Raw genomic sequence first — 19,277 nt, forward strand, 5'->3', positions numbered from 1 at the left:
CCACTACGAGGACGACTCGCCGCCTTGCGATGCACCGCACCAGACGCCGCTGGGCCCGCCCTTCGGGCGGCCGGCGCTCATTTGACGACACGACCGAGCGCTGCCCGCACCGCCAACGCGGTGGCCGTCCGGTCCGCGCCGTCCGCCCGTGGGGGAGCGGGGGTACGGATCATCCCCGCGGGACCGTGGACGTCCGGCGCGCCCCTGCGCGCCGGACGGGGCAAGGGAAAGGAGCAACCCCAGTGGACATGAAACTCGAGGTCGTGGTGGTGCCCGTCGCCGACGTCGACCGGGCCAAGGACTTCTACGTGGGCCTCGGCTGGCGGCTGGACGCGGACCTCACCACCGGCGAGGACTTCCGCGTGGTCCAGGTGACCCCGCCCGGCTCGCCCTGCTCGGTCATCTTCGGCACCGGGGTCAGCTCGGCGGCGCCCGGCTCGGTCCAGGGCCTCCACCTGATCGTGGAGGACGTGGTCGCCGCCCGCGAGGAACTCGTGGGACGCGGGGTCGAGGTGGCCGGACCGTTCCACGACGCCGGAGGGATCTTCCACCGTGCCGGGACGGAAGGACGTGTGTCCGGCCCCGACGCGGAGCGACGCAGTTACTGCTCCTTCGCGTCGTTCAGCGACCCCGACGGCAACGAATGGGTGCTCCAGGAGATTACGGAGCGGCTGCCGGGCCGCTGACCTCCGCCCCTGGTGCCGTACGGTGCCGCACCGCGGTCGCGCGCCGCGCCCGTGGTGCGGAACCTTCACACGGCGGCGACGGCCTTCTGAGGCCCGGTCACGCCGAGGATGGCGAGGCAGTTCGTCCACAGCGGGCTGAGGCGCCCGGTGTCGTTGTACAGCTTGGCGAAGAGCACCTGTCCCTCGAGCTGGGCGACGATCGACGCCGCGGCCGCGTGGGTGTCGGCGACGGTGACGTCGCCGCGCTCGCGGGCCTCGGTGACGACCTCGTCGATCATGTCGACCTGCGTCTCGAAGATCTCCTGCAGCCGTCCGCGGATGGACTCCGTCTGGTTGCTCATCTCCAGCGTCAGGTTGCCGAACATGCACCCGGAGACCGTGCCGCAGGACTGCTGCCCCGCGTGCTGGCTCTCCTCGGTCGCCTCGAACAGCCTGCGCAGCCGCTCCAGCGGTGCCTCGGCGGCGCCCAGGATGCGGGTCCAGTCGCGCCTCTGCGCCGCCCAGTGCTCGTCGATGACGGTCAGGGCGAGGGCTTCCTTGGACTCGAAGAAGTAGTAGAAGCTGCCCTTGGGCACCCCGGCCGCCTTGCAGATCTCGGCCACCCCCAGGGCGGAGTAGCCGCGCTGCTCGATGAGCGTCTGCGCGGCAGTGATGATCTTCTCCCTGGCATCACTTGTGCGTCCCATGACAGCAGTATACGACCGATCGACTATTGTGTCGTCGACCGGCCGGTCCCGCTACTTGTCCCGGTCGGGAATTCCGACCGGCCCCCATCGTGGGCGCGCCGGCGGGACGTGCGCCAGGACCGGTTTCCTCCCTGCTGCGAGGCTGCGACTCCCACACGCCCCCCGTGACGGAGATCCGGCAGGCCAGGCCCTAGCATGGCGGCGTGGAGCTGCGTCAACTTCGGTATTTCGTCGCGGTCGCCGAGGAGCTGAACTTCGGGAGGGCGGCCGAACGGCTCCTCATCGCCGGGCCCTCGCTGTCCCAGCAGATCAAGGCGCTCGAACGCGACCTGGGGGTCAGGCTCTTCGACCGCGACCGCCGGTCGGTGTCGATCACCCCCGCGGGCTCGGCGCTGCTCCCGCACGTCCGGGCGCTGCTGGAGCGCGCCGACGACGTGGGGCGCCGCGCCAAGCAGCTGGCCGGCTCGGAGGCGGTGCGGCTCGGCTACACCAACTGGCTCCCCGCCGACCTGGCGGCCCGTGCGTCCGCGGTGGCCCGGCTGCACGTGGACGCGTGGGTCGGGCCCTCCCACACCCAGGCCGCCCGGGTGGCCGAGGGCGGCTTGGACCTCGCGATCTGCTGGGTGCAGACGGCGGACCTGGAGCGGTGCGGCCTGCGGTCCCGGCTCCTGGGCGCGGACCTGCTCTACGCGGTCTCCACCGGCGACGACACCAGTGCCGTCCGGGCCGAGGACACCGTCGTCCTCCTCGACGACGACACCACCACCTGGCAGTCGTGGAACGTCTACGCGGAGCGTTTCGCCGCCGACACGGGGGCCCGCACGATCCGTATCTCCGACGGCGGTATCACCGGCAGCGGATTCTTCGACCACGTCCGCCGCTGCCGCGGACCGGTCGTCAACTCCCCGAAGGGCCAGACCACCCCGCTCCCTCCGGACCTGGTCAAGCGGCCGGTGATCGCGCCCGAGGTCTACTGGACCTGGTCGCTGGTGTGGCGCGCCGACGAGGTCCGCGACTCGGTGCTGGCCGTGGTGGACGCCCTGGCCGAGGGCGTGGGCGACCTCGGCATCCACGGCCCGGACGTCTGGCTCCCCGACGGCGATCCCTACAAGCGATAGATTTTTGGCGGTATGCCGGAATTGTCGCTCGGTCCTCGCGGTTATAGGTGACCGGTCGGCTACTTCGCCGGCGCAGTCCACACCCCATCCGTCGGGAGCAGGTCATGAGCGTTGAAGGTCAGAAGGTCGCGATCGTCACCGGTGCGTCGCAGGGCATCGGTGCCGGTCTGGTCGAGGCGTACCGGAAGCTGGGGTACGCGGTGGTGGCCACGTCGCGGAACATCGGCGAGTCGGCGGACCCGGGGGTGGCGGCGGTGCGCGGGGACATCGCCGACTGGGACACCGCGGAGCGGGTGATCGCGACGGCGGTGGAGCGGTTCGGCCGGGTGGACACGCTGGTCAACAATGCGGGGATCTTCGTGGCGAAGCCGTTCACGGAGTACACCGAGGAGGACTACCGGGCCGTGATGGCGGTGAACCTGGACGGCTTCTTCCGCGTCACGCAGCTGGCGGTGGAGCGGATGCTCCAGCAGGGCGGGGGACACGTCGTCCAGATCTCCAGCAGCCTCGGGGACCAGCCGGACGCGAAGGTGACGTCGGTGCTGGCGTCCCTGACCAAGGGCGGCCTGCAGTCGGCCACGAAGGCGCTGGCGACCGAGTACGCGACGCAGGGCATCCGGGCGAACGCGGTGGCGCTGGGGACGATCAAGACCCCGATGCACCCGGTGGAGACCCACGAGATGCTGGCGGGCCTGCACCCGGTGGGACGCATGGGCGAGATCGACGACATCGTCGAGGCCGTCCTGTACCTGGAGAGGGCGCCCTTCGTGACCGGTGTGGTGCTCCCGGTCGACGGCGGCCAGAGCGCGGGCCGCTGACGTGCGCCGGCCTCCGCCGTGGTGGGAGGCAGGGCCTTCCGCCGCGGAGGACGCCGGTCGTGGCGTGCCGACCGGCCGTCGGACCAGCTACGGCCTGGAACGACTCCTGGACGTCCTGCCCGCGGCGCCCCGCCCGTGGCGGCTGCGCCACGGGCGGGTGCACGACGCCGTCCTGTGCTTCCCCGTCCGGCACGGCCCGCGCGAGCTCGGCACCCAGCGGCGTCAGGTGCGCAGCCCCCTGGACCTGCCGGAGGTGCCGGAGGAGGCCGCGGACGACGCCCTCCTGGTCGTCTCCGAGCTGGTCACCAACGCCGTCACGCACGGCACCTCCGAACACGGCCGGGGCCTGCCGATCGTCGCCGCCCTCGCGTCGGACCACGGTCTGACGGTCCGCCCCGGCGCCGGTGTCTGCTGGGCCGACCTGCCCCTGGACCGCCCCCGGCGGTGCGGCGCAGGCGGCGACCAGGCGGCATGCGTCGCGCTGACGACGGCTTTCGCCGCGCTTCTGCTCGTCGCGGTCTTCACGGCGGGCTGCCTGCTGCAGCTCGTCTGAGACGGGGCGAGGGAGGAGCCCGCGCCCCGTCCCGGCGCCTTACAGGTCGAGCTGGTACTCGATCGCCTGGTGCGTGGGTCGGTAGCCCAGCGCGTCGTTGATGTTCCGCATGGGCCGGTTGCCGTCGGCGGTGTCGGTCAGCAGACCGTCGAGTCCGGGGTGGCGCTCGCGCGCCTGCCGGATCGACTCGGCCTTCATCCACCGCCCCAGGCCGTGTCCCCGGTGCTCGGGCAGGACTGCGGTGCCGTAGTGCTGGCCGTCGCCCTTGCCGTCGCCCGGGACGACCAGCTCGGTGAACCCGGCGATGGAGCCGTCCGCATCGTCGACGGCCACCACGGTGTGCAGCAACTCCCCTCGCGCCTCGACGGCTTGGGCGGCAGCACGGACCCGGTCCACGTCCCAGGTCACCGTGCCGTAGGCGACGTCGTCCATCGGCATGTCGTCCATGGCCCGGCGTGACGCGGCGAACGTCGTGGCGAGGTCATCGGGCACGGTCCCGTGCCATGACGCCAGCCGGTATCCGGGGTGCGGACGCTCGACGAGTTCACCGAGGGCACTGATGTCCACGTCGGCCATCGGGAGCCGGGCGAACGTCAGCGCGAGGGCCCTGCGGAAACCCCGTGCCAGGAGGAAACGGTCGCCGGGCGAACCGGCCTCGGCCTGGGCGATGACGCAACGCCGGCCGTCCGCCCGGGCAGCCGCCACGGCCGCGGCGAGCAGCCGCGAGCCGACGCCGCGGCGCCGCTCGACCGGATGGACGTGGAGCTTCAGTTCGGTGAGGTGTTCCTGCCCGGGACCGCTGAACAGGCGCAGGAACGCCGATCCGAGAGGAATCGCGTCCGCGTCGCTCGCCAGCCACGCCAGCCGGTAGCCGGACGGGCCGTGAGCGGGGTCGGTCAGTGGGGTGATGCGCATGGACAAGGTGTCTCCGTCGTGAGGAGGTGGGAAAGGGAACGCGGGACCGACTGCCGGGCACTCCTGCACATGTGCCGCACACCTCCTCGTCGACGAAGCCGGCCGGTGACACCCGGTCGGCCGGGGGACGCTAACGGTTCCCGCAGGTCGACGGCAACCCGATTCGGATCCGGCAGCCCGGGACCTCGCGGTCCCCCTCGACGGCTTCGTCACGGCCTCGCCGCCGCGCGTGAGCTCCGCGGTGACGACCTCGACGTCGTCCTCATGGCCGGCGGCGTCACGATCGGCCCGGCGCTCGACGCCGGGCGGTCGACACGCTCACGCTGCACCTTGCCCCCGTCCGGCCGGACGCCGCACGCCGCTGTTCACCGGCGCAGCGTGACCCCGACCTCGACCGTGACGCACATGACCCACGACCGCCCCTGACGGCCCCGCAGGGCTCAGGACGAGGGGGAGGGGCTGCCCACGCCCTGTTGCTCCCCGCCGGGGGCCGGGGCCGTCGACCCGGGCCGCGGGAGGGCCGCCCGTACGGCGGGAAGCGTCAGGACCAGGGCCACGGCCGCGAGTTGCCAGACCGCACCGAAGCCCAGCACCCCCGCGACGCCGAACAGGACGGACACCGGACCGGCCGCCGCGAGGCCCACCGGCCCGAGCGCGAAGGCGCCGAAGGTGCCGTAGGCGCTGACCCGGGCGAGCGCACTTGGCGGCACCTGGGACTGCGTGGCCGTGGCGTAGAGGGTGCCGCACACGGCCGAGCCGACTCCGGCCGCCAGCGCGGCGGCGCAGATCCAGGGCAGCGGCCGCCCGGTGGCGAGGGCGGCCGACGGCATGGCCCAGCCCAGGGTGGCGGCCGTGCCCACGAACAGCGGCCGGCGGGGCCGGCGCCCCAGCATCGCCACGCCGCCCGCCACTGCTCCCGCCCCGTACAGGGCCATGACCAGGCCCCAGGAGCTCGGCCCGCCGAGATTCCGCTGGGCGACCAGCGGCCCGAGGACGAGGAACGGCGCCCACACGAAAAGGTTGAACAGGCAGACGTGGACCGAGGTGACCCACAGCCAGGTCCGGGAGCGGAACTCCGTCCAGCCCTCGCGCAGCTCCGCGACGAAGGACGAGGCAGGCCCCGCGGCCCGGACGGTCCGCGGCAGCAGGAGCAGGGCCACGACGCTCACCCCGTAGCTCACGGTGTCCACGGCGAGGACCGCGGAGGCGCCCGCGGCCGCCGTCAGGACGCCCGCGATCGCCGGGCCCGCGATCGAGGCCGCCGATCGGGCCACGCCGAGCAGCGCGTTGCCGTCGGAGAGCGCGTCACCCGGCACGATGCGGGGGACGAGCGCGTCGAGAGCCGGGGTGAACAGGGCCTCGGCCGCGCCCCAGACGACGACCAGCGCGATCAGCGTGACCATGTGCGGATCACCGCCGAGGAGGGCCAGGGCGAGGCCGGCCTGGGTGAGGCAGCGGGTGACGTCCGCGGCGAGCATCACCTGCCGGCTGCCCCACCGGTCGGTGAGGACGCCTCCGGCGAGCAGGACCAGCACCAGCGGCAGGATCCGCGCCGCGAGGACCAGGCCGAGCTCGGTGCCCCCGCCGCCGGTCTCCAGGACCGCGAAGGCCAGCGCGACCGACGCCATCGACGATCCGAACAACGAGGTGGTGTAGCCGATGAAGAAGCGCCGGAAGTCGCGTTCGCGCAGGACCGCGGGGTGGAGATCGAATGCCATGGGCGCAGCGTGCAAGGGGCGCGCGGCGACACGCCAGGCCCGCGAAAGAAATTATTGAGTCGGGTCGAATCAACTTAGGATGGCAGCAGTTCACACCACAGGGTGATTTACTGCGGTCGATCTCGGGATCGACAGGGGAGGGGCGTCGCATGACCCAGCCGGTGGAGTACGCCGTCGCTGTCGACCGCTTCCTCGCCGCCTCCGGGCTGGGCGCAGGCTCGCGGCGGGTCTACCGGATCGCGCTGGCCACCTGGGCCTGGGGGCTCGTCGACCGCCCCCTGCCCGTCGGCGGAGGGCGCCGTAACGCCGAGCCCCCGGCGGTACCGCTGGCCCTGCTCGACGCACCGGGTACCGCGGGGCGGCTACGCGAGGCCTTCACGGCACGGTCCGCGGCGGTCGGTGCCCGCACCGCCAACCGTGAACTGTCGGTGCTCTGCAGCGCCGTGACGTGGTGGCGTGCGCAGGGCTGGCTGTCGGGCGACCCCACGCAGGACCTGCGGGCGCTGCCCGTGCCGAAGGCACGCCGAGCCGGGGCCGGACTCGGCGCCGACCAGGTGCGTGAGGTGCTCCGGCTGTCCGCGCCGCTGCGGGAGCAGGCGTTCTGGCATCTGCTCCACGAGACCGGGGCCACCATCGAACGGCTGCTCGCGCTGGACGTCGGCGACCTCGACCTGCCGGACCGCCGCACCCGCCGGAGCACCGGGGTGCCGCTGCGCTGGGGGGACGGATCGGCCCGGTTGCTGCCGCTGCTCGCCCTCGGGCGGGTCGACGGGCCGCTGTTCCGCACCGGCCGCGGGCGGCTCTCCTACCGGCGCGCCGCGGAGTTGTTCACCGCCGCCACGCGCCCGCTGGACGTGCGGGGGCGCGGCTGGACGCTCCGCCAACTCCAGGCGGCGGGCCGGCGCTGACCCGTCCGCCGCCCGCCGCCCGCCGCCCGCCGACCAGCGTCCGGCGTCCTGCGTCCTGCGTCAGCCGAGGACCCGCAGGGCGCTCTCGACGGCGGCGGCCATCTGCGTGCGCGCGGAGGAGAGGTAGCGCCGCGGGTCGACGGTGGCGGAGTCGGCCGAAAGGAAGCCGCGCACCGCGCCGGTGAAGGCGATGTTGAGTGCCGTACCGATGTTGATCTTGACCATGCCCGCGGCGACGGCGCGCCGCAGTTCGTCGTCGGGGACGCCGGTGGAGCCGTGCAGGACCAGCGGGACGGTCACCGCACCGCGGAGACGGGCGATCAGGTCGTGGTCGAGCCGTGCCGTGCGGGTCGTCATGGCGTGCGAGCTGCCGACGGCGACCGCGAGGGCGTCGATCCCGGTGGCGGTCACGAAGGCGGCAGCCTCGTCGGGGTCGGTGCGGGCCCCTGGGGCGTGCACGCCGTCCTTGCCGCCTATCTCGCCGAGTTCGGCCTCCAGCCACAGACCGTGGTCGTGCGCCCAGTCCGCCGCGGCGCGCGTGGCGGCGACGTTGCGTTCGTGGGGGAGGGTGGACGCGTCGTACATCACGGAGCCGAAGCCGCAGTCCGCGGCACGGCGCAGCAGGGCCTCGTCGGTGACGTGGTCGAGGTGGAGGCCCACGGGGACCGCGGCCGACTCGGCCACCGCGGCGGTCGCGCGGGCGATCGGGGCGAGGGAACCACCGTGGAAACGGACCGCGTTCTCGCTGATCTGGCAGACCGCGGGGCGTCCGGCCGCCTCCGCGCCGGCGACGACCGCCTCGGCGTGCTCCAGGGTGATGACGTTGAAGGCGCCGATCCCGCGCCGGTCGGCGTGCGCCGCGCGGACGAGTTCGGCGGTGGGGACCAGCGGCATGACGCGGCGACCTCTCGATGGAATGATGTTGAGCGAAGATGATGGTTCGACCTGGAAAAGGCGCAGAAGTGTGCGCTGCCACGCGTGGGCGCGGCGCCGGGCCGGCACACCCACCGACAGGGGGCGAGGAGATGGCGGGACCACAGGCCCGATGGAGCGCGCTGCTGGAGATGCTGACCCGCGACGGGAGCGTCGAGGTCGAGGCCGCAGCAGCCGAACTGGCGGTGTCCGCCGCGACGATCCGGCGCGACCTGGACGAACTGGCCCGGCAGAACATGGTCACCCGCACCCACGGCGGCGCCGTGATCAACGCGATCGCCTATGACCTGCCACTGCGTTACAAGGCCGCCCGCAACGCCCCGGAGAAGGAGCGCATCGCCCGGGCGGCGGCGGCCCTGGTGAAGCCGGGCACGGTGGTCGGGCTCAACGGCGGCACCACGACCACCGAGGTCGCCCGCGCCCTCGCCGCGCGCGCCGACCTCGGCGACAGCGGCACCGAGACCGCGCTGACCGTCGTCACCAACGCGCTGAACATCGCCGGTGAACTGGCCGTCCGGCGGCACGTGAAGCTGGTGGTGACCGGCGGTGTCGCCCGGCCGGCCTCGTACGAGCTGATCGGGCCGCTGGCCGCGGAACTCCTCGCGCAGCTCACCCTCGACCTGGTCTTCCTCGGCGTGGACGCCATCGACGTCACCCATGGCGCGGCGGCCCGGCACGAGGGCGAGGCGAGCATCAACCGTGCGCTCGCCCGGCGCGCCGAGCGGGTCGTGGTCGTCGCCGATGCCTCCAAGTTGGGGAAGCGTGCCTTCGCGCGGATCTGCCCGGTCGAGGAGGTCGACGTCCTGGTGACGGACCGGGACGCCCCGACCGCGCTCACCGAGCCCTTCGCGGCGGCGGGCGTGGAAGTCGTCCGCGCCTGACCTGGCCTGCCGTCGCACCGGCCGTCTCCCCCTTCCGCCGTCCCGCCACCGTATGAAGCTGCATGCAATTTTCTGCAGGAAAATTGCTAGGGTCGAGCAACTTCACACATGATGCTCGACCGGGCGTGCTCGGTGTCAAGGGCCGCCGGACAGGGACGGAGTCCATCGATGAGCGAGAGCAGGACCGAGACCGAGATACGGACCCAGCCGGAGTGCTGGCGCCGCGCCATCGGGCTCGCGGACGACGCGGAGACGGCGGCGTGGCGCGCCGTGATGCCCCGGGCCGGTGAACGGGTGGCGGTGGTGGGCTGCGGCACCTCGTGGTTCATGGCGCACGCCTATGCCCTGCTCCGCGAGACCGCGGGGCAGGGTGAGACGGACGCCTTCGCCGCTTCGGAGATGCCGGCCGGCCGGGCGTACGACCGGGTCGTCGCCCTTACCCGGTCCGGCACGACGACCGAGGTGCTGGAGGTGCTGACCCGGCTGCGCGGCACCGCCCCCACGGTGGCGGTCACCGCCGATCCCGCCACCCCGGTCATGGAGCTGGCCGGCGCGGCGGTGGTGCTGGACTTCGCCGACGAGACCTCGGTCGTCCAGACGCGCTTCGCCACCACCGAACTCGTCCTGCTGCGCGCCCTGCTGGGGGAGGACCTGACCGGACTGCCCGCCCAGGCGGAGGCGGCGCTCGCCGCGCCGCTGCCCGACGGGCTGCTGGAGACCGAGCAGTTCACCTTCCTCGGCCGCGGCTGGGCCTACGGCGTCGCGCAGGAGGCGGCGCTCAAGATGCGGGAGGCGGCCGGCGCCTGGACGGAGGCGTACCCGGTCATGGAGTACCGGCACGGCCCGATCAGCGTCACCGGGCCCGGCCGGGTGGCCTGGTGGTTCGGCGACCCCGCGGACCTCCCGGCCGGGCTGGCGGGGGAGATCGCCCGCACCGGCGGACGCCTGGTGGCCCTGGGGCGCGACCCGCTCGCCGACCTGGTCGTCGTCCAGCGGCTGGCCGCCGCGCTCGGTGCCGCACGCGGCCTCGACCCGGACGCGCCCCGCCACCTGACGCGCTCGGTGGTGCTGGCGGACGGCCGGGGCTGACGGGCGGGCCGACCTACGACCCCCGACCCCGTCCGCCGTGACGTGAACGCCGTCCCCGCCCCGAGGAGGGGCGGGGACGGCATCACGTGCGGTTTGTCATGTGCGGTTTGTCAGGACTTGTACCACTTTTGGTTCTTCGTCCCGTAGCACGTCCACAGCTGGAGCGGGGTGCCGGCGGCCGTGCCCTTGTCGACCACGTCGACGCACTTGTTCTTGTTCGTCAGGTCGCTGGACGTGTTGAGCCTGAACTGCTGGGCCCAGCCGCCGTTGCAGCGGGCCAGTTGTATGACCGCACCGTCCGTGAACGAGGCGGCGGCCAGGTCCATGCACATGCCGAAGGCGCGTACGGTCCCGTCGGAGCGGAAGTCCCACTTCTGCCAGGCGCCGCCGTCGCAGTCCTGGATCTGCAGCCGGGCGCCGTCGCGGCCGGTGCTGTTCTTCGCGCCGCTGACGGCGATGCAGCGGCCGCTCTGCGAACTGCGGATCCGCACGCCGGGCACGATGGCGGGCTGCTGCGTCTTGCTGGGTGTGGGCTGGCCGGCCGACGAACCCGATGTGGAGCCCGACGAGCCGCCGGAACCGCCGGAGGCCGAACCGCCGCCGGTGGCCGAACCGCCGCCGCTCCCGCCGCTTCCGGTGCTCCCGCCGCCTCCGGTGCTGCCGGGTTCACCGCCCACTGCCGGAAGGCCGCCTCCGGTGCTGCCGGTGCCGCCCGCCGCGCCGCCGCCGTTCGTGCCTCCCCGGGGCCCGGAGGCCGGCGGGACGTTGCCGCCCCCGGCGGGGGAGCCCTTGGTTCCGTTCGTGCCGGGCGACGCCGGCAGGACGCCGCTCTGCGAAGCGCTGGGTTGGACGGCCGCCACCGGGTCGCCCTTGCCGCCCCCGTCGGGCAGCACGTCAATTCGTGCCATCAAGGGCACGACCAGTACCGCGCAGCCGATGACGGCCGACGTGGTCGCCAGAACGCTCCACGCCCGCCTGTCCGGCAGCAGCCGCCGGTGCGGCAGCGAGGGGCGTCGGGCGAAGGTGTCCGCGAAACGGGGCGTGGCCCCGTCGAGAACCTCGGGGTCCCGTGGATCGGGATGGGGAGGCACGTGGTCTCCTGTCGGCTCGGGAATCTGCGCGGAAGCGTAGGGCGCGCGTCCGCCCTTCGATTTCGGCAAGGTGAACAATAGTTTAAGATTTCACCAAGTGTGACAGTGAATGATCGAATATGCGCCAACACTGTGGTCAGAGCATCTCGTTCAGCAGCTTAATCTTTACGCCATGTGTGTGAACGAGTCCGACTGTCGTGAGGGCGAGGCGGACATCCTCGCGGACCACGACACCGGCGGCGCCGACGAACACAGTGCTGTCGCCAGCCTGATCATCGCCGAGCGGGACAGTCTCCGGAGGTTCGTCACCGGCCTCATGGGCCGCGACGTGCATGCCGCGGAGGACGTGCTGCAGGAGACCCTGCTGCGTGCCCTGCAGCGCGCCGGGCGGCTGGACGTGCACGAGCGTCCGGTCCGCATGTGGCTCTTCCGGGTCGCCCGCAACCTGGTCGTCGACCATCGCCGCCGCGACCGCTCCGTGCCCGTCGGCATCACCGCCGCGGACTTCGCGGGCACCGCGCTCGACCACGCCGGCGACCACGCCGGTCTCGTCGAGGACCGGTCCGTGCTCCTCGCCGCGCTGAGCGCCCTGCCGCCCGCGCACCGCGAGGCCGTGGTCCGGGTGCACGTGATGGACCAGACCGGGGCCGACGCCGCCGCCGAGATGGGCGTACCGCGGGGCACCGTCAAGTCCCGGACCCACCACGGCGTGCGGGCCCTGAGGGCCGAACTCGCCCGCCGCGGCGTGGACGGAGTGGCCGCGTGAACGTCCCCGCCGGCTGGACCCGGCTCATCGCGCTCATCGGTCTGCTGATCCTCGTCGTCGTGGTGGCGCACTGGCTCGTCCGCCGCAAGGGGGGCTGGGGCGCACTGCGCCGCCGCGTCGTGCGCGAACTGACGACGGCCGCACGCGCCTTCGCCACGCCCGTCCGCACGCAGCTGCGGCACCGCAGCGGCCTGCGTGTGCTCGCGCGCCTGCTGCGCGACGACGCCGGGTGGACGGATGCGGCGACCGCGCTGCGCCGCGCCGCCGCCGAACGGCCCGGCGCCCGGCCGTACGCGACGCTGCTGGGCACCGACGTCGTCGGCGTGTACGTCGCCCACGGCCACGGCGAGGGCGCGCTGCCCGAACCCTGGGCCCGCGACGCGGCCGAGCCGCGCCTGTGGTGGATCGGCCGCGCTGACCTCGGCACCGCACCGGAGACCGGGCACGGCGGCGAGGCCCCCGTGCTCGTCTGCCTCGGCAGGGCCGGTACGGACGCGGTGCTCCTCAACCTGACGGCCGTTCCCCCGGCGGTCTCCGTCACCGGCGAGCGGCGCACCGCCCGCGCGGTCCTGCAGGCCCTCGCGGCCCAGCTCGACGCCCGCCTCCCCGCTGGTCGCGTCGTGGTCGGCGCCGGGGTGCACCCCCGGCACGACGGCCCCACCGACGTCTTCGAGCGGCTCGACGCCGGCTACGCCGTGAGCGCCGAGGCACCGGAGCGCAACCGTCCGGCCCGCGTGCGCCTGCTCACCCTGGGCGTGGCCCACCACAGCACCCTGATCCTGGAAGCGGACCGGGACGGCCACCTGCGCCTGCACGGAGGCCCGCCCGCCCTCACCGTCGACGCGCTGCCCCTGGCCCGCGCCGTCGCCCGGCTGGTACGCACCCTGCCGCCCGTCCCCGGGGACGACGGTGGCTCCGGTCCGAACCCGCCGAAGGTGCTCGGCACCCTGTCAGCCGACGACGACCTCGTCGAGACCGGACTCCCGCCCACCGCCATGGCCGTCTCCGCGACCGCCCCCCGCCCCGAGCCCGCCCCCGCCGCCACCGAACACGGCGACGAGGACGGCGACCTCGCCGAGCCGACCGCATTCGGACCGGCGGGCGTCTCCGCCGCCACCGCACGCTCCTCGTCCTCGTGACGCCCGAACTGGGAAGACCGTGAACCTCACCATCACCACCGTCGACGGCGCGGACGGCGCGCGCCGCGACCACCTCGTAGGGCTGCCACCGCGCACCACCGTCGCGGACCTCTCGGCGGCCGTGGACGGGGCGCGAAGCCGCGACCTCTACCTCGACGGCCGCCGGCTCGACCCCGACGCGCCCGTCGATGCGGCGGGACTGCGCGAAGGCGGCGTCCTGGGCCTGGGTGCCCCCGGCAAAGACCCCGACCGGGTACGCGTCGGCGCCGGGACCGACGCCGGACCGGTGCTCGCCGAGGTCCACGTGGTCTCCGGACCGCAGGCCGGGCGCACCTGGCGGCTCGGGTTCGGCAGCCACGAGGCCGGCTCCGGACCGCTCTGCGCGATCCGTCTCGAGGGCGACGGCGTCCCCGAGGGCGGCCTGTGGGTGACGGTCGGCGCCGACGGCTCCGCCCACTGGCACCGCACCAGCACCGCGCCCGGTGACGACGTGCGCGGCCGGGTTGCCGCGCCCCCGCCGGACGACGCGGTCACCGCCCTGCGCCGCACCCGTCCGCACAAGGTCACCACCGAGCGCACCGCCGCCCAGGGGCAGCCGGTGCCGTGGCCGCCCGGCGAGGACCTGACCGTCGGCTCCGTCCTGCTGAGGATGAGCGCGCCGGTCGAGGCGGACGCCGCCGTCACCGAGTCCGCGGACGGCTTCGGCATCGACTACAACCGCCCGCCGCGCATCGCCCCGCACCTGGACGGCGAGCGGGTGCGGCTGCCCTCGCCGCCCTCGCCCCCCGCCAAGCGGCCCTTCCCCGCGGCCATGATGATCGCCCCGGTGATCATGGGCTTCTTCATGGTCGCCATCTTCAAGTCGTACTACTTCCTCGCCTTCATCCTGCTCGGCCCGATGATGATGGTCTCCAACTGGGTCACCGGCCGGCGCACCGCCCGCAAGGAGTACGAGGAGGCGGACCGGCAGTACAACCGGCGCCGGATCGTGGTCGAGGACGGCGTCCGCGAGGCCGTCGCCCGCGAGCGCCGGGTACGCCATGTCACCGGCCCCGACCCCGCCGCCGTCGCCCTGATGGCCACCGGGCCGGGCAGCCGGCTCTGGGAGCGGCGCCGCCACGACCCCGACCACCTCGTGCTGCGGCTGGGCACCGCCGACCAGCCCTCGCTGCGCGAACTCGAGGACCCCGCCCGGGACGAGAACCACCGCACCATCCGCTGGAACATCCCCGACGCCCCTATCGCCATGGACCTCAGTGGCCATGGCGTGGTGGGCGTGGCCGGCCCCGCCGCCGAGGTGCAGCCGCTCGCTCGCTGGATGGCCGTGCAGGCGGCGGTGCTGCACACTCCCCGCGACCTGCGGATCGTGCTGCTCACCGATTCCAGCCGCGCCGGCGACTGGGCCTGGGTGCGCTGGCTCCCGCACGTGCGGCCCGCCGCGCCAGGCGGCCCGCTCGTCCTGATCGGCAACGACCCAGAGTCGACCGCGGCCCGCGTGTCGGAACTGGTCGCGCAGATCCAGGTGCGCAAGCGGGCCACGCGCTCCGACCGCAACGCCGCCCCCGTAGGCCCCGACGTCCTGGTGATCGCCGACGGTGCCCGGCGGCTGCGCGACGTGCCCGGCATGGTCCAGGTCCTCACCGAGGGCCCGGCCGTACGCGTCTTCAGCCTGTGCCTCGACGACCAGGAGCGGCTGCTGCCCGAGGAGAGCACCGGTGTGGTGCTCGCCGAGGCCGGCCGGCTCACCGTCAAGCGCCCCGGCACGCCCGACGTCCCGGGGGTCCGCGCCGACCACGTCACGCCCGAGTGGTGCGAGCAGGTCGCCCGCGCCGTGGCGCCGGTCCGCGACGTCAGCCCCGAGCACGACGCGGGACTCCCGCAGCGGGTGAAGCTGCTGGACCTGCTGAACCAGGAACCGCCCAGCGCCGAGAAGATCCTGGCGGGCTGGCGCTCCCGGCCCTCCGCCACCTCCTTCGTGCTCGGCAGCGGCTTCGAGGGCCCGTTCTCCCTCGACCTCGTGCAGGACGGCCCGCACGGACTGGTCGCCGGCACCACCGGCTCCGGAAAGTCCGAGCTGCTGCAGACCTTCGTCGCCTCCCTCGCCGCCGCCAACCGGCCCGACGAGCTGACCTTCGTCCTCGTCGACTACAAGGGCGGCAGCGCCTTCAAGGAGTGCGCGAACCTGCCGCACACCCTCGGCATGGTCACCGACCTCGACGCCCACCTGGTCGAGCGCGCCCTGGAGTCGCTGGGCGCCGAGCTGATGCGCCGTGAGCACGTCCTGGCCGCGGCCAACGCCAAGGACCTCCCCGAGTACCAGGCCAAGCGTGCCGCCGACCCCACCCTCGCGCCGCTTCCGCGGCTCCTGCTGGTGATCGACGAGTTCGCCACCCTGGTGCGCGAGGTGCCCGACTTCGTGCCCGGACTCATCAGCATCGCCCAGCGCGGACGGTCGCTCGGCATCCACCTGGTCCTGGCCACCCAGCGTCCCGCCGGTGTGGTGACCGCGGACATCCGCGCCAACACCAACCTCCGGATCGCGCTGCGCGTCACCGACCAGTCCGAGAGCCAGGACGTCATCGACGTCAACGACGCCGTCGACATCTCCGCCACCACCCCCGGCCGTGCCCTGGTGCGGCGCGGGCCGAAGTCCGCCGAGCCGTTCCAGACGGCCTGGGTCGGCGCCGAACGGCCGCGGCCAAAGAGCGAGGCGGAGACCGAGGCCGACAGCGGCGCGCGCAAGCCCGTCGTGGCGTCGGAGCTGTCCTGGGACGCACTCGGGCGGGCCGCGGCCCCGCCGGCGTCCGAGGTCGTCCTCACCCGGAGCGCCCAGGCACCCGCCCCCACCGACCTCCAGGTCCTGGTGGAGGAGATCCGCACGGCCGTGGACCAGCTGGAGGACTACACCCCGCAGCCCAGCCCCTGGCTGCCCGCGCTGGAGCGCCGGGTCCTGCTCGACGACCTCGACGCGATGAATCCCGTCCGCGAGGGACGCCTGCTGATCCCCTACGCCCTGGAGGACGTGCCGCAGCTGCAGCGGCGCCACGTGGCCGCCGCCGACCTCAGCAGCTTCGGCCACCTGTACGTCATCGGTGCGCCCCGCTCCGGCCGCACCCAGGTGCTGCGCACCCTGGCCGGTTCCGCCGCCCGCCACCAGAGCACCGCCGACGTGCACTTCTACGGCATCGACGCGGCCGGCGGCGGCCTGGCCGCACTCACCACGCTCCCGCACTGCGGCGCCGTCGTCCCCCGCCACGACACCGAGCGGCTGGAACGGCTGCTGCGCCGGCTCAACCAGGAACTCGTCAGCCGCCAGGAGCTGGCGCAGCGGCACAGCGCCACGGGTATCGACGAGCTCCGCAAGGTGCTTCCGAAGGCCGAACGCCCGGCGCACATCCTGCTGCTGGTCGACGGCTGGGACGCCCTGTCGGCCATGCTCGACGAGCACGAGTACAGCCACATGTACCAGGACATGGTCCGCCTGGTCCGCGAGGGCGCCGGCGCGGGCATCCACTTCATCGGCACCTCCGAACGCTCCCTGCTCAGCGGCCGCATGGCGGCGCACAACGACCACCGGCTGCTCCTGCGGCCCGGCGACCGCTCCGACGTCCAGGCCGTCGGCATGAAGCCCGGCAAGCTGCCGGCGGAGATCCCGCCCGGCCGCGGCTGGCACGTCCTGACCGGCACCGAGACCCAGATCGCGCTGCTCGCCCCCGGCGGCGGCACCGAGCAGGTCGAGGCGCTGCGCAAGATCGGGGCCGCGGCGCTCAAGCGCGACGCGCGGGTGCCGCAGGAGCGGCGCCCCTTCACGGTGGCCTCGCTGCCGCGGTCGGCGGAGTTCGCCGACGTCTACGACAAGGTGCCCGCGGGGCAGCGGCGGCCTCTGTGGGGCCTGCTCGGCATCGGCGGCGACGGGGGAGAGCCGGTCGGCGTCGACCTCGCGGGCGCGTCCGCGGTGTTCGGCGTCATCGGCCCCACGGGGTCCGGGCGCAGCAACACGCTGGCCTCGTTGGCGGTCTCGCTGCTCGCCGGCGGTACCTCACTGGTCGTCCTCACCCCGCGCGAGTCCCCGCTGCGCGGACTCAGCCGGCACACCACGGTCCGCGTCATCACCGACACCGAACCGACCGAGGAGGCGGTGCGCTCCGCGCTCGCCGCGCTGCCCGGCCCGCGGGTGGTGATGGTCGACGACGCCGACCTGCTGGCGATGTCCGGCGCGGACAAGCTCCTCAAGGAGATCACGGTGTCCGGCCGCGACCAGGGCCTCGGCCTCGTCTACGCCGCGACCGCCGACGGTGTCCAGGGCGGCATGAGCGGCTGGATGTCCAGCGCCCGCAAGGCCCGCCGGGGTCTGCTGCTCGGACCGAAGAGCACCACCGAGGGGGACCTGATCGGCGTACGGCTGCCGCACGCCATCACCCGGGTGGCACCCCATGCGGGCCGCGGCTGGACCGCGGGACCGGGCAACGAGGTGATGGCGCTCCAGGTGCCGCTGACCTCGCTCCGCACGGAGTGACGCCCGAGCCGTGGCCCGCACCGGAGCGCGGGCCACGGCACGGGCCCCGGACACCGCGAAGGGCCGGACGGGAGACGACTCCCGCCCGGCCCTTCGCGCGCGTCCCCTACTTCTTGTTGAAGTTGTTCGCGACCTGGGTGTCGAAGTCCTCGGCGCCCTTGGCGATCGAGGTGAACGCCTCACCGAAGTTCTCCAGGCCGTGGATGGCCTGGGTGAGACTGCCGGTGAACTGCTCGTAGGCGTCACGGATGGCGGGGCTGGCCTGGGGCAGCACCAGCTCGTCGTTGAGCATGCTCTCGACCTGGCCCTTCAGGCTCCCGAGCCGGGTCATCCACTCCTGGCAGGTGGCCGCGTGAGTCGCCGCCCGCTGCCGGACGTCCTCGGGAACGATGTGAATCGCGGGCATTGCATCGCCTTTCTCTTCTGATGACTGGCCTGGGGGTGGTGTCCCCGATCAGGCGATCTTCGGGTTGGTGCCGCCGTGGGTACCCGGGTTCTGCGGATGAGTGTCCGGGTTGTTGGGGTTCTTCGGGTCGTGCGGGTCCTCGCCCGGCTTGTTGCCGCCGGACCACGTCCACTCCGGCGTCTTGCCGTCGGAGCCCTTCGGGCCGCGGGTGTACTCGGTGTGGCTGCCGTCGCTGCCGGTGACGGTCATGGAGCCGCTGCCGTCGCCGTTGATGTTGGCCACCGTGTGCGCGGTGCTGCCGTCGGGATAGGTGGTCTCCGTCGTGTAGCTCGGGCCGTTGTAGGTGGTGGTGGATTTGTACGTGTTGCCGTCGTACTTGACGGTGGTCACTTCCTTGGTGACGTTGCCGTCCTTGTCGACCTCCACGTGCGAGTCGATCGAACCACCGTTGGGTGTGTCGACGTGGAAGTCGGGGGGCGTGTCACCGGGGTTCGTGGCGGAGCAGAAGTCCGGCAGTTCGCCGGGCCCCTCGCACTCCTTGAGGTGGTTCTGCTTGTAGTCCCACAGGTCCTTCTTCTGCCGCCAGTTCTGAACGTGCAGATTGGCGCTCATCACACCGATCTCGGCGCCCAGCTCGGAGTCGAACTCGCGGAACGCCTCGCCCACGCCGCCGAACGCGGAGGCCAGCTCCTTCAGGCCCTTGTCCGCGCGTTTCATCGTGCTGCTGGCGTTGGTGTGGAAGAGCGACATCGCACTGGCGACGCCCTCGTGCCCGAGGATCGCCTCCGCCTCACCGCTGCCCGAGCCGAGGCGGCCGAAGACGCCCTTGTTGATGAGCGGGTCGATCTCGCCCGCCAGGGCTTCCAGGTCGCGCTTCGCCGCGTTGAGGACGTCGTAGTCGATTTTGATCTCGGGCACAGGGGACCTCCGGACGGTCCTTGGAGAATCCGGTCACCACGACCACGCACCACGCCCCCCGCCGGTTCACCGCCGCGCACGGGTTTGACCCACGTCACATGAACCACGCGCGTGCCCCGCGCGTGGTCCACGTGGA

General features: G+C 73.4%; 17 protein-coding genes. 10 read left to right on the top strand and 7 right to left on the bottom strand.

Going from position 1 to position 19,277, the window contains the following annotated elements; genetic code table 11:
* The first annotated feature begins 242 nt into the window (after nt 1–242).
* Nucleotides 243–686 carry a VOC family protein gene (locus ABZ312_RS12140; RefSeq protein WP_500329352.1) on the top strand — a complete coding sequence of 148 codons (444 nt, stop codon included), beginning with the start codon at nt 243–245 and terminating at the stop codon, nt 684–686.
* A 65-nt stretch (nt 687–751) separates the two neighbouring features.
* On the opposite strand, the gene ABZ312_RS12145 is transcribed toward ABZ312_RS12140, so the two are convergent.
* Nucleotides 752–1,372 (bottom strand): TetR/AcrR family transcriptional regulator, encoded by a 621-nt coding sequence (locus ABZ312_RS12145; protein ID WP_500329353.1) that lies wholly within the window; start codon nt 1,370–1,372, stop codon nt 752–754.
* Nucleotides 1,373–1,575: 203 nt separating this feature from the next.
* On the opposite strand from ABZ312_RS12145, the gene ABZ312_RS12150 reads away from it, so the two are divergent.
* The 3 genes from ABZ312_RS12150 (at nt 1,576) to ABZ312_RS12160 (ending at nt 3,861) form a co-directional block, all read left to right on the top strand.
* On the top strand, nt 1,576–2,490 hold the full coding sequence (locus tag ABZ312_RS12150; RefSeq protein ID WP_500358946.1) for a LysR family transcriptional regulator: 915 nt from the start codon (nt 1,576–1,578) through the stop codon (nt 2,488–2,490).
* Nucleotides 2,491–2,594: 104 nt separating this feature from the next.
* Nucleotides 2,595–3,308, top strand: coding sequence for an SDR family NAD(P)-dependent oxidoreductase (locus ABZ312_RS12155; protein ID WP_500437488.1), 714 nt, complete (start codon nt 2,595–2,597; stop codon nt 3,306–3,308).
* A 64-nt stretch (nt 3,309–3,372) separates the two neighbouring features.
* The gene (locus tag ABZ312_RS12160; protein WP_500358947.1) at nt 3,373–3,861 is read left to right on the top strand and encodes an ATP-binding protein; all 489 of its coding nucleotides are present in this window, start codon (nt 3,373–3,375) and stop codon (nt 3,859–3,861) included.
* Between the two features lie 39 nt (nt 3,862–3,900).
* Here the strand turns inward: ABZ312_RS12160 and ABZ312_RS12165 are convergent, their stop codons facing one another.
* Together ABZ312_RS12165 and ABZ312_RS12170 are read right to left on the bottom strand one after the other, a co-directional pair.
* Nucleotides 3,901–4,782: a GNAT family N-acetyltransferase gene (locus tag ABZ312_RS12165; protein WP_500437490.1), complete on the bottom strand. Its 882-nt coding sequence runs from the start codon at nt 4,780–4,782 to the stop codon at nt 3,901–3,903.
* 434 nt (nt 4,783–5,216) lie between these two features.
* Complete coding sequence (locus ABZ312_RS12170) at nt 5,217–6,494, bottom strand: MFS transporter (RefSeq protein WP_500437492.1); 1,278 nt, start codon at nt 6,492–6,494, stop codon at nt 5,217–5,219.
* A gap of 149 nt (nt 6,495–6,643) precedes the next feature.
* Here ABZ312_RS12170 and ABZ312_RS12175 point away from each other — a divergent pair, with 149 nt between their 5' ends.
* On the top strand, nt 6,644–7,402 hold the full coding sequence (locus ABZ312_RS12175; protein ID WP_500437494.1) for a site-specific integrase: 759 nt from the start codon (nt 6,644–6,646) through the stop codon (nt 7,400–7,402).
* 60 nt (nt 7,403–7,462) lie between these two features.
* On the opposite strand, the gene ABZ312_RS12180 is transcribed toward ABZ312_RS12175, so the two are convergent.
* On the bottom strand, nt 7,463–8,296 hold the full coding sequence (locus ABZ312_RS12180; RefSeq protein ID WP_500329360.1) for a class II fructose-bisphosphate aldolase: 834 nt from the start codon (nt 8,294–8,296) through the stop codon (nt 7,463–7,465).
* 131 nt (nt 8,297–8,427) lie between these two features.
* Between ABZ312_RS12180 and ABZ312_RS12185 the strand changes: the two genes are divergently transcribed.
* Both ABZ312_RS12185 and ABZ312_RS12190 read left to right on the top strand, forming a co-directional pair.
* Nucleotides 8,428–9,216: a DeoR family transcriptional regulator gene (locus ABZ312_RS12185; RefSeq protein ID WP_500329361.1), complete on the top strand. Its 789-nt coding sequence runs from the start codon at nt 8,428–8,430 to the stop codon at nt 9,214–9,216.
* 168 nt (nt 9,217–9,384) lie between these two features.
* On the top strand, nt 9,385–10,305 hold the full coding sequence (locus ABZ312_RS12190) for an SIS domain-containing protein (RefSeq protein ID WP_500437496.1): 921 nt from the start codon (nt 9,385–9,387) through the stop codon (nt 10,303–10,305).
* A 110-nt stretch (nt 10,306–10,415) separates the two neighbouring features.
* Here the strand turns inward: ABZ312_RS12190 and ABZ312_RS12195 are convergent, their stop codons facing one another.
* A complete protein-coding gene (locus ABZ312_RS12195; RefSeq protein WP_500329363.1) occupies nt 10,416–11,396 on the bottom strand; it encodes a ricin-type beta-trefoil lectin domain protein in 981 nt (326 codons plus the stop codon).
* Nucleotides 11,397–11,568: 172 nt separating this feature from the next.
* Here ABZ312_RS12195 and ABZ312_RS12200 point away from each other — a divergent pair, with 172 nt between their 5' ends.
* The 3 genes from ABZ312_RS12200 to ABZ312_RS12210 are packed head-to-tail and all read left to right on the top strand — an operon-like array spanning nt 11,569 to nt 17,817.
* A complete protein-coding gene (locus ABZ312_RS12200; protein WP_499509416.1) occupies nt 11,569–12,162 on the top strand; it encodes a sigma-70 family RNA polymerase sigma factor in 594 nt (197 codons plus the stop codon).
* Nucleotides 12,159–13,301 carry a hypothetical protein gene (locus tag ABZ312_RS12205; RefSeq protein ID WP_500437498.1) on the top strand — a complete coding sequence of 381 codons (1,143 nt, stop codon included), beginning with the start codon at nt 12,159–12,161 and terminating at the stop codon, nt 13,299–13,301. Before ABZ312_RS12200 ends, ABZ312_RS12205 begins: the two co-directional genes overlap by 4 nt.
* Nucleotides 13,302–13,320: 19 nt before the next feature.
* Nucleotides 13,321–17,817, top strand: a complete 4,497-nt coding sequence (locus tag ABZ312_RS12210) for an FtsK/SpoIIIE domain-containing protein (protein WP_500437500.1) — start codon at nt 13,321–13,323, stop codon at nt 17,815–17,817.
* A gap of 106 nt (nt 17,818–17,923) precedes the next feature.
* On the opposite strand, the gene ABZ312_RS12215 is transcribed toward ABZ312_RS12210, so the two are convergent.
* Nucleotides 17,924–18,223, bottom strand: coding sequence for a hypothetical protein (locus ABZ312_RS12215; RefSeq protein WP_158689870.1), 300 nt, complete (start codon nt 18,221–18,223; stop codon nt 17,924–17,926).
* Between the two features lie 48 nt (nt 18,224–18,271).
* Nucleotides 18,272–19,141: a hypothetical protein gene (locus tag ABZ312_RS12220; protein ID WP_500329366.1), complete on the bottom strand. Its 870-nt coding sequence runs from the start codon at nt 19,139–19,141 to the stop codon at nt 18,272–18,274.
* Nucleotides 19,142–19,277 lie beyond the last annotated feature (136 nt).

The sequence above is a fragment of the Streptomyces sp. NPDC006207 genome, from assembly GCF_040613835.1.
Classification (GTDB): domain Bacteria; phylum Actinomycetota; class Actinomycetes; order Streptomycetales; family Streptomycetaceae; genus Actinacidiphila.